We start from the raw sequence: 2372 nt of genomic DNA on the forward strand, positions 1-2372 counted from the left end.
CGCATCGCGCGGTACGGTGTCCCGGTGATCTCCGAGGCGAGTGCTGCACCGGCGCCTGACGAGACGGCCGACCCCGTCCGTCAGGCGGCGGTGCGCGGCCTGGAAGGAGCGTTCGCGGAGCTTGCGAGCGAGTTCCGCCGCTACTACGCCGCACTCGCCGAGGCCGCGAGCCCCGGAATGCTGCCGGGCACGTTCAAGATCCTCTCGGTGATCTCCCGCGGCGGCCCCGTCACCGCCTCGACCCTCGCGGAGCGGCTCGTGGCCGACAAGGGCATGATCAGCCGCCAGGTCGGCGAGCTGGAAGAGCTCGGACTCATCCAGCGCACACCCGATCCGCACGACGGACGGGTGCGGGTGATCTCGGTCACCCCGCTCGGCGCAGAGCGCATCGAGACCGCTCGCGGCCCCCTCGAAGGCCGCCTGTTCTCCGCCCTCAGCGACTGGCCGCTCGAGTCGATCGAGAAGCTGACCGAACTGCTGCACGCCCTCGCCTCGGGCGAGGTCCCCGAGGCCTGAGCCCCGCCGGGCGCGCGGCGCCGGGGGCGTGACGCACCGGCGGACGGGAGGCCCTGTGACGCACCCAGGAGGGTCCGAGGGCACCTTCTCCACCCGGTAGCACCGCCGTAACACCGATGAGACATTGCCGCGCTTGACTGAAGGCTCCAAGGGCAGTGTGCTGCCGACGATGACACACACGGGGGAAGGAGCGACCTTGCGATTCAGGCCGCTGCGCGCCGCGCACTCCGCGACATCCGTCGCGACGAGTGGATTCACCGCTCCATCGACCATGCGTGCCGTCGTCTTCGACGAGACCGGCGCCCCCGACGTTCTGCATGTCGCCGACGTGCCGGTGCCGAGCCCCGTGCTCAGCGAGGTGCTCGTGCGGGTCGTCGCCGCCGGCATCAACCCCATCGACGCGAAGACCCGCGCCGGCGCGGGTGTCTCTGGCGCCGTGCCGTCCCTGCCCTCGACGCTCGGCTTCGACCTCAGCGGGATCGTGGTCGCGTCTCCGTTCGAGGCGCACCCCTTCCCGCCCGACACCGAGGTGTTCGGCACCGTCGCCTTCCCGCGCACGGGTGGCTCGTACGCCGAGTACGCGGTCGTGCCGACCCTCTCGCTCGCGCGCAAGCCCACCACGCTGTCGCACGCCGAAGCCGCGGCCGTACCGCTCGCGGCGCTCACCGCGTGGGGGCTCGTGGTCGAGACGGCGCACGCGCACGAGGGGCAGAGCATCCTCATCCATGCCGGCTCCGGCGGAGTCGGCCACTTCGCCGTGCAGCTGGCCGCGTACTTCGGCGCACGGGTGACGACGACGGCGTCTGCCGGCAACGCGCAGTGGCTGCGCGAGCTCGGCGCGGCCGAGGTGATCGACTACCGCTCGACCCGCTTCGAAGGCGTCCTCACCGAGGTCGACGTCGTGATCGACCTCGTCGGCAACGCGGCGGACGACACCGGCACCCGGTCGCTGCAGGTGCTGCGCCCCGGCGGACTGTACGTGCTCGTGCCGACCGGATCGTGGCCGGGCTACGCCGAGGCGGCGCGGGCCGCGGGTGTGCGCGCCACGAGCTACAAGTACATCCCCGACGGCGATGTGCTCGCCACGATCGCCCGCCTGCTCGACTCCCGGTCGATCCAGGTCTACGTCGACAAGGTGTACGAGCTGACCGACGCGGCCGCTGCGCACACCTCGCTCGAGCAGGGTCACACGCGCGGCAAGACCGTGCTGCAGGTCGGCGAGGCCTGACCGCGGCTCGCCCCGGGGTCAGGGCGAGTCGAGGGCGACGGATGCCGCGGCTCGCACCCGTGCCGTGAGCGCGTCGACGAGTGGCGAGCGCAGATTCCAGTGCTGCCAGTACAGCGGCACCCGTGCGGGCGCCCCGCCGAGGGCCACGAGTCGACCATCGGCCAGGGCATCGCCGCTCTGCGACCGGGGCAGGAGCCCCCAGCCCATCCCCGAGGTGATCGCGCGCGCGAACTCCACCGACGCCGGCACGTAGTGCCGGGGCGGGCGCGCCGGGTCCGCGCCGTGCTCCTCGAGCCACCGTGTCTGCAGATCGTCACGCCGGTCGAAGTCGACGACCGGCGCGCGCTCGAGCGTCTCGCGCGTCGCCGCCCCGCCTGCGAACCAGCGCTCCGCGAAGGTACGCTCGGCGACGGCTTCGTAGACCATTGTGCCCAGCGGGAGGGAGCGGCATCCGCTCACCGGCGCCCGTCGCGTGGTGACGGCCGCCAGCACGGCCCCCTCGGCGAGCAGATCGGCCGTGTCGTCCTCGTCAGCGCGTCGCAGGTCGACGACGACAGGATGCGTCGTGGTGAGCTCGACGAGCGCCGGCAGCAGCCACGTCGCGAGGGAGTCGGCGTTGACCGCGATC

The 2372-nt window shown here is 72.6% G+C and carries 3 protein-coding genes; 2 read left to right on the forward strand and 1 reads right to left on the reverse strand.

The window, feature by feature from the left end; all coding sequences use genetic code 11:
• On the forward strand, nt 1–516 hold a 516-nt coding region (locus ASG00_RS05870; protein WP_327037491.1), incomplete at its 5' end, for a MarR family winged helix-turn-helix transcriptional regulator.
• 196 nt (nt 517–712) lie between these two features.
• The gene (locus ASG00_RS05875) at nt 713–1744 is read left to right on the forward strand and encodes an NADP-dependent oxidoreductase (protein ID WP_056207535.1); all 1032 of its coding nucleotides are present in this window, start codon (nt 713–715) and stop codon (nt 1742–1744) included.
• Nucleotides 1745–1762: 18 nt separating this feature from the next.
• Here the strand turns inward: ASG00_RS05875 and ASG00_RS05880 are convergent.
• Nucleotides 1763–2372, reverse strand: a 610-nt coding sequence (locus ASG00_RS05880; protein ID WP_235559266.1) for an ArgP/LysG family DNA-binding transcriptional regulator, incomplete at its 5' end; no start/stop codon positions are given.

It is taken from the genome of Microbacterium sp. Leaf351 (assembly GCF_001423825.1).
GTDB classification, from domain to species: Bacteria; Actinomycetota; Actinomycetes; order Actinomycetales; family Microbacteriaceae; genus Microbacterium; species Microbacterium ginsengisoli.